Consider the following 8,797-nt stretch of genomic DNA (forward strand, 5'->3'; position numbering starts at 1 on the left):
CGGACAATCACGGCGCGACGACCACGGGCAACCTGACCGTGAACATCCAGGACGACAGCCCGCTGGCGGTCAATGACAACGGCGGCACGGTGACCGAGGACGCGCACGGCGCCGCCGCGGTCCTGGGGGGCAATGTGCTCCTGAACGACACCGGCTGGGGTGCGGACGGCCCGAACGATCTGTTCGATGGCTTTGCCTGGAACGCCGGCGACAATGCGGCGACGCAGGCCGACCTGTCGCAATATGGCACGCTGACGCTGGATGCCCTGGGGAACTGGAAGTTCACCCTGGACAGCTCCAAGCCGGCCACTCAGGCGCTGGCCGACGGCGAGACCAAGGACTTCGTCCTGAAATACACGCTGACGGACAATGACGGCGACACGTCGCAAGCCGAGCTGACCATCCACATCAAGGGCGCCAACGACGATCCCACGATCACCTTCGGCCAGGATGGCGGCCACGTGGCTGTTTCCGAAGAAGGCTTGACGGCGGCTGGCGGCAACTACGACGACGGCATCGCCGGCCATGGAAACGATGTTCCCAGCGGCGACCAGACCGACAACCCCGCGGCGTCGGGCTCGTTCACCGTCGCGGACATGGATGGGGATACGCCGACCGTGACGCTGGGCACGGGTGTGACGGCGGTTAGCCCCACACATCCCGCCGGCTATACCGGCGCGCTGCAATCGCATGGCGTGGACATCCAGTGGACCGCCGATGCCAGCGGCCATGCGCTGACCGGTTATGTCGGTACGCCTGGACAGGACGATTATCGTGAAATCATCCAGATCGACCTGACGCCCGGCGCTGATGGGCATTACGACTACACGGTGACGCTGAAGGGCGCCATCGACCATCCGATCACGGCCGACGCGGCCGAGGACGTGCTCAACCTGAATATTCCGATCACGGTCGATGACGGTCATGGCGGCGTGGTGGATTCTTCCATCACTGTGCGTGTCGAGGATGACAGCCCGTATGTGGGCACCCCCGAGGCCCAGGGCTCCGCCGGCCTGACCGGCATTCCGGATGTCTATGTCGGGACGGTGGATTTCACGGGGGATTCCATTGGCACCTTGCTGGGCTTCAATAATGGCGCCATCACGGTGACAGGGCAGGGCTTCTCGACGGCGACGGATTCCACCTTGACCAGCGCCAATGTTCTCCAGACTGAGAATGGTCTGGGCGTCATGAGCAGTGGCGAGCCCTATCACGCCCTGCCGGGCGAAGTCGATTTCCGGAATTTTGCGGATGGCAGCAGCGCCTCCGAAACCCTGACCGTCGCCCTGCAGGACGGCAAGGTCGCCTACAGCGCCCATGTGGAATTCTCCGTCATGTTCGGCGGCGAACTCGAATCCGGGGTCGTGGAGTTCTGGCGGGACGGTGAAAAGGTCGGCGAGCAGGCCTTCGATTCCAACGCCGGGTCCGGCAACTACGCGGCGGATTTCAACGCCAATGGCTTCGGCGGCTTCGACACGCTGGTGTTCCGGGCGACCAGCAACGGCAACACCAATTTCAGCGACAACAGCGACTTCGCCGTCAAGAGCATCACCTTCGGCGGTTCCGAGCTGCCCCAGGCCCTGGCCTATGGTTCGGGTCAGCTCGACTACCAATACGGCGCCGACGGCGCCGGCGGCGCCCAGTGGAATACGCCGGCGGCCGGCACGATCTATGCCGATGGGCAAGAGATCCAGTTCTCCTCCGAGGGCAAGGGTACCGTGCTGAACGGCATGGTCAACGGCGAGTTGGCCTTCCAGCTGATCCTGTCGCCCGCGACCGGGAAGTGGGAATTTTTCGAGTATAAATCCCTGACCGATGCGAACGGCGATCACCTGAATGCGCTGCCGGCTTCCTACACGGTCACCGACGCCGACGGCGATCCGTCGGTCGGCCGGATCACCATCGGCCTGCCGGAGCTCAATCACGCGCCCTCCATCGCCGACGGCGCGGCGGCGGTGTCCGAGGAAGGGTTGCCTCATGGCCTGCCGGATGCTTCCGGCACCCCCACGGATACGAGCGACGAAAAGACGGCCTCCGGCACACTGGCCATCGCCGATCCGGACAGCGGGGACACGCATACGGTCACCCTGGTGAAACCGGCGGACGACGCCCTGACTTCTCAGGGCAAACCGGTCGTCTGGGCCCTGTCGGACGGCGATCACACCCTGACCGGCACGGTGGACGGTGTTCCCGTGATCACCGTGAAGATCAACGACACCGGCGCCTATGACGTCACCCTGTCCGGCCAGATCGACCATCCCGACCACGGGACCCCGGGCCATGGCGTCGAAGACGTGCTGTCCCTGGGCATCGGCGTCCAGGTCGCCGACAATCATGGCGGCACCAGCGGCGGTACCCTGACTATCAACATCGAGGACGACAGTCCGGAATTCGGCCAGGTCACCGACGCCACCCTGACCAACGACGTGGGCGAGACGTCCGGCGTACTGGAGTTCCATACAGGCGCCGACGTCGTCGGTGCGTCGCTGGCGGTGTCCGGCGTGACCGGCCTGCCCGACGGCTGGACCACGAGCGCGACGGGCGGGAATTCCATCGATATCTTCGCGCCTGGCAACACGCATGACGCGGTCTTCACCGTGACCCTGAACGGCGACGGCACCTACGGCGTCGTCCAGCACAGCGAACGGATGGGCACGACGGCTACGGTCGATCTGCCCGCGGGCGACACACCCAATTCTCCCCGGACGAGCTACGACTGGGGGTTCGTGGAACTGTCCACCTCCGGCGGTGCGACCCTGAATGGCAACAACGGCCATGGTTTCGGCGTCAACAACACGTGGTTCCAGCGGAACGAAAGCTTCACGATGAACTTCGACCAGTCCGTGTCGGGCTTCAAGCTGGAAATCTACAAGGTGGATACCGCGGGCAAGGTGTCGGTCACGCTTTGGCATGGCGCCGAATCCGAGACGATCACCGTGAATATCGGCAAGAATACCGATGCGCTGGAAATTACCCCGGCCCAGTTGCTGGCCGCCGGGGCGACCTTCGCCGACTTCGACAAGGCGGTCGTGACCGGTCTTGATACCAACGCAAAGCACGATATCAAGATTTCCTTCGGCAACGAGCTCTCGTATACCCAGACCACGCCGGCGGACGCACTGGGCTTTACGGTGCACGTGACGGGCACGGACGGCGACGACGATTCGGTGGCGGCCTCGTTCGACGTCACGTCCAGGGCCAACACGCCGCCGGAATTCCTCAGCGGCGCCGACACGACCGATACGCCGCCGAACAGCGACGCCTATGCCTTCACGGCGGTGGACCCGCATGACGGCTCGGCGGCCGTGGGCGCGGTGCAGGCGCACGACGTCGATGGCGATACCCTGAGCTACCAGATCACCGGCGGCAACGGGGACGGTGCCTACAGCATCGACGCCGTGACCGGGGAAATCCGGGTCGACGGCTCGAGGGTCGATGACCTGTTCGGCAAGGAGCAGACCGACACGCTGACGGTGCAGGTCTCCGACGGCAAGGGCGGCACGGACACCGCGACGGTGGACATCCACCTGGTCGGCGACAAGCTGGTGGCCGGCACCAACGACCAGAACGTCCTGGCCGGAAACGTCGGCAACGACATCCTGCTGGGCGATCCGGGCGGGGCCGACGTCACGGTGCGCCCGGGCCAGAACTACAACATCGCGCTGGTGGTGGATACGTCCGGTTCGATGAATGATGATTCTGGAGAGACCAAACCGGTCTGGGTGGAAAGTAGGGAGTGGCAATGGACCGGGTTTCTGCAAGGACATTGGGTCGATACCAGCCACTACGAAGACCAGCCCATTTCCCGCATGGAACTCGTCCAGGAAGCCCTGAAGAACCTCGCCGCGCAGCTGGCGAATCACGATGGCAAGGTCAACGTGGCCCTGATCGGGTTTGCCGGCAGTGCGACGGATGTCACGCCGAACCACGGGCAATCGGGCTATGTGTTCAAGGATCTCGATGCCACGAAACTGGCGGCCCTGATCGACAAGATCGACGACCTGACGGCTGGCGGCGCGACCAACTACGAAGACGCATTCAAGCAGGCGGGGGACTGGTTCCAGTCGCTGCCGTCCGATGCCAGCTACAAGGACCTGACCTTCTTTCTGACCGATGGGAATCCCACGACTCATATTGGCGAAGGGGGCGGCAGCTATACGAACTATGGCGACGTGGCCAACGCCCTGGACGACTTCCAGCAGGTCGCGGGTTACGGCGAGGTCCATGCCATCGGCATCGGCGCCGGCATCAACGAGAGCATCCTGAAGTTCTTCGACAATACGAGCACCACCGGACCGCAATGGGTACAGCTCGATGATGGCAGCTGGGTCCATGCCGACGCCGGCCAGGTCGAAATCGTCAACGATGCCGACGGCCTGAATGCCGCCTTGCAGGGCGGCGGACCGGACAGCATCGATCCGCTGCCGGTCAGCAGCGACACCCTGTCGGGCGGCGACGGCAACGACATCCTGTTCGGCGATGTCATCAACACCGACAATCTGTCGTGGGCGGGCCGTCCGGAAAACCTGCCGGACGGCTCGGGCCTGGATGCGTTGAAGGCGTACCTGAAGGCTGAGGTCTTGGGCGGTCACGATGCGACGAACCAGGACATCTACGACTACATCAAGGATCATTCCGATCAGTTCAACGTGTCGGGCGACACCCGGGGCGGGAACGACGCCCTCGATGGCGGTGCCGGTGATGACGTTCTCTACGGCCAGGGCGGCAACGACACCCTGATCGGCGGAGCGGGCAGCGATGCCCTTTACGGCGGTGCCGGTGACGATGTCTTCGTGTGGAAACTGGGCGATCAGGCCGAGGCCGGGCAGCCGGCGGCGGTGGATCATGTCAGGGATTTCGGCGTGGATGCAGCCGGCGCCCATGGCAAGGACACGCTGGATCTCAGTGACCTGCTGCAGGGCCATACGGATGGTGCCACACCAGGCGATCATGGCGATCTGACGCAGTACCTGCATATCAGTGGGGACGGCAGCAGAACCGTCATCGACGTGAAGGTCAATGCCGACGGTACGGCGGCTGATCATGTGACCCAGCAGATCGTCATCGACAATGTCGACCTGACGACCGGCCATGCCGGGGATACGCAGGCTCAGCTCATCAACAGCCTCATCAATGATGGCAAGCTGAAGGTGGATCAAAGCTAAGTTCTTCCTTTCGCAGGTCATTTGCCCGCGCTCCCGGTGCTTCCGGGGCGCGGGCTTCTTGCATCTTGGGCCGGTGAACACGGCATGGCCGCGGTGGGCAAGGGTCCTGTCCTGGGTCTCGTGTTTTCCCTGATCATCCTTGCTGCCCGTATTGTCTTTTCCGCCAATACGAAGTTCATCAGCGTATGCGTAGCATCCGATACAAGATCGCCGCCATTGCGTCTTTCACTCGCTGGCTGGCGCTGCCGAATTCATCACCGGGGAAACTGTCATGGCTACCGATACCGTTCTGATCACTCATGTCACCGGCAAGGCCTGGATGCGCGCATCCGACGGCACGCTGGTTGCGCTGCACGAAGGCATGCGCGTGCCGGTCAACGCGCACATCATGACGGACGAGGGCGCCAGCGTGACGCTGCAGGCGTCGGGCGTGCCGCCGGTGATCGTGGGCCAGAACACCGACATGCTGGTCACCGAGGACCTGGCTGCGGCGCAGCCCCAGCCGGCCGACAATGCCGTGACGCCGCCGGCCGATCCGGTGGTCGACCAGGTGCTGGCCGCGCTGGATGCGGGCCAGGATCCGTTTGCCATTCTGGATCCGACGGCCGCGGTGCTGACGGGCGGTGGTGGTGGCGGTGCCAGCTTCACGCGCCTGGCCAGCATCACGGAGACCACCACGCCGCTGGGCCTGGCCTATCCGCGCCCGGGCGTGGAAACACCCGAATTCGTGCAGCTGGGCGGGGCGGCTGCGGCTGCCGACGCCGCGCCGACCCCGGCAGGGCCGACGATCGACGTCAGTGACGATCCCGATGGACGCGAGGGCGGTCCCGAAGTGCCCGCCGGCGTTTTCTCCATCCCTGAAAACAACACGGAAGCCGGCTTGTCCGGTTCGTTCTCCTTCACCGCGGCCGCGGGGCTGAGCAACCTGCAGTTCACCTTCACTCCCGAGGCCGGACAGCCCGGCGGGGTGACCGTGACCCTGGCGAATCTGACGCTGCTGTCTTCCCCGGGCGCCACGCCGATCGTCATCGATACGGAAAAGGGTTCGCTGGCCTTGACCGGCTACGATCCGGCAACAGGGCGGGTGGACTATACCTATCGGTCCGACGGTGCGCTGGACCATCCCCTGCACCAGGACGCGCTGCCCGACAGCATCACGATCATCGTCAATGACAGCCTGGGCCGCTCCACCACGGCGGATCTGGTGGCGAACATCACGGATACGGTGCCGGCGGCGTTCGACGACGCAAATGCGATCGGCGAGGACGGCACATCGGTGAGCGGCAATGTCCTGAGCATCGATGGCGCTGCGGCGGGCGACCAGGCGGACGATCAGGGCGCCGATGGTTCGGCTGTGACGGGCATCCAGGCTCCCGGCGCGGTGGATGGCGAGACAGTGCCTGCCAGCGGAACGATCGAGATTCATGGCCAGTATGGCGACCTGACGATCGATGCCGAAGGCCACTACACCTACACACTGGCGGCGGAAGGGGATGATCGCTATCTGGCCCTCCAGACGCTGGGCGAAGGCGAGGAGGTTACTGAAACCTTCAAATACACGCTGACCGACGGGGATGGCGACACGTCGCAGGCGGACCTGGTGATCACGGTTACGGGGGCGGATGACCGCGTGACGGTCGATGTGCCTCCTGGCAAGACTGGCGACAATGACCAGCCGGTGTCGGGCGACACGACGGATCGCGTGGTGTATGAAAGCGGCCTGCCCTCGGGCAGCGAGCCTGCGCCTGCCGATTTGATCGCGGAATCCCATTTCACGATCGAAGCACTGGATGGGTTCGACGATACGGAAGCGGTGACACTGGGTTATACCGATGCTGGCGGCAATCCGGCCGCGCTGGTGCTGAGCAGATCCGAACTGGAAGCGTTGGGTACCGAACCCAAAACGGTGACCACCCAGTATGGCACGATGGAGCTGCATGGGTACAGCCAGGCAGCCGACGGCACGATCACGGTCGATTACACCTATACGCTGGTCCATGCTCCGGATGTGAGCGGCGTTGCAACGACCGATGGTTTCACGGTCGTTGCCAAGGACGCGGATGGCGATACGGATAGCCAGGATCTGGGCATCAAGATCGTGGACGATACGCCGACAGCGCATCTGGATGTGGACAATGTGGCCGCGGGGCAGTTCACGGCCGAGACGGGCAATGTGATCACGGGCGAGGGCACGGCTGGCGGCACGGCCAATGCCGATGTGCAAGGCGCCGATGGCGCACAGGTGAGCGCCATTGTGAGCAACAATGAGCCGGGCAACACGTCCGGGACGGACGGCTCGGGCAATCTGGTGGTTGCGGGCCAGTATGGTGTGCTGACGATTGCCGCGAACGGCGCATACAGCTACGTGCGCAATCCGGGCACGGCCGGTGGTGTGAGCGACGTGTTCACCTACACGCTGAGCGACGGCGACACGGACTACGACACGGCGACGCTGACGATCAACATTGGCAACTCGGTGCCGACACTGGGCGAGATTCCTGCGGCGGGCGGCGAGGACACGCAGGTGTACGAGGCGGGTCTGGCGGCGCGCGATGGTGAGCCTGCGGGCTCGGACGGCACGAAGCCGACCATGGCCGATGGCGTGATCGCGTTCACCTCGAAGGATGGCGTGGGCACGGTCAGCCTGGGCGGCCACGCCCTGAGCGCCGATGAGGATTTTCCGACGACGTTTGCCGATGGCACGCGCGGCACGGTGAGCGCGTACTACACGTACGATGCGGCGAGCGGTGCTGGGGAGATCCACTACAGCTACACGCTGCTGGACAACACGCTGAACGATCCTTCCTCGGCGAGCTTCGATGTGGTGGTAAGCGATGTCGATGGCCAGTCCTCGGGCACGGGTAGCCTGGTGATTGACATCGTGGACGATGCGCCGCATGCGGTGGCCGACGTCAACAGCGTGATCGAGGGCGGTGTCGCGATTGGCAATGTACTGACGGACGGTTCGAATGATGTGCAGGGTGCCGACGGCGCCATGGTGACGGGAGTGGCCGCAGGTTCCGACACGTCAGCGCCGGTCAGTGGCAATCTTGGCGGGGCTGGAATTGCCGGTACCTATGGCACATTGATTCTGAACGCCAACGGTAGTTATACCTATCATGCCAATTCCAATGCAGTCACCGCAGATATGGTCGATCACTTCGTGTACACCATTACGGACGGGGATAACGATACTTCGACGGTGACACTGGATATCAACGTGGTCGACGTGAGCCTGGGTGCTGACAACGCCACTGTGACTGTCGATGAGGCGGCACTTCCCAGCGGCAGCAATCCGGGCAGCAATAGTGAGACGGCGGGCGGCACGCTGGCCGTGGACGGTGCGGTCAGCTATGTCTTCAAGAGCGGCACGGATGGTCATGGGGCCTATGGCACGCTGGTACTGAACGCGAACGGCACGTACAGCTATACGTTGACTTCACCAGTGGACGGCGTAACGGCCGACAATGGCAACAATACCGTCAATGGCGTGGAGACCTTCCACTATACGGCCAAGGATGTCAACGGCAATACGGTCGACGGCACGATCACGGTCAATGTGATCGATGATGTGCCGACGGTGAAGCTGGGCGACGACCTGGCGGCGAGCTCGGGCGAGGCGACGGCGGCGA

The 8,797-nt window shown here is 64.0% G+C and carries 2 protein-coding genes; both read left to right on the top strand.

Features of this window, described 5'->3' with window-relative positions:
- Positions 1 to 5,165: type I secretion C-terminal target domain-containing protein (locus ABD022_RS14765; RefSeq protein ID WP_343822180.1), on the top strand; the 5,165-nt coding region annotated here is incomplete at its 5' end.
- A 271-nt stretch (positions 5,166 to 5,436) separates the two neighbouring features.
- On the top strand, positions 5,437 to 8,797 hold a 3,361-nt coding region (locus tag ABD022_RS14770), incomplete at its 3' end, for a retention module-containing protein (RefSeq protein WP_343822181.1).

It is taken from the genome of Castellaniella daejeonensis, from assembly GCF_039523555.1.
Classification (GTDB): Bacteria; Pseudomonadota; Gammaproteobacteria; order Burkholderiales; family Burkholderiaceae_B; genus Castellaniella; species Castellaniella daejeonensis.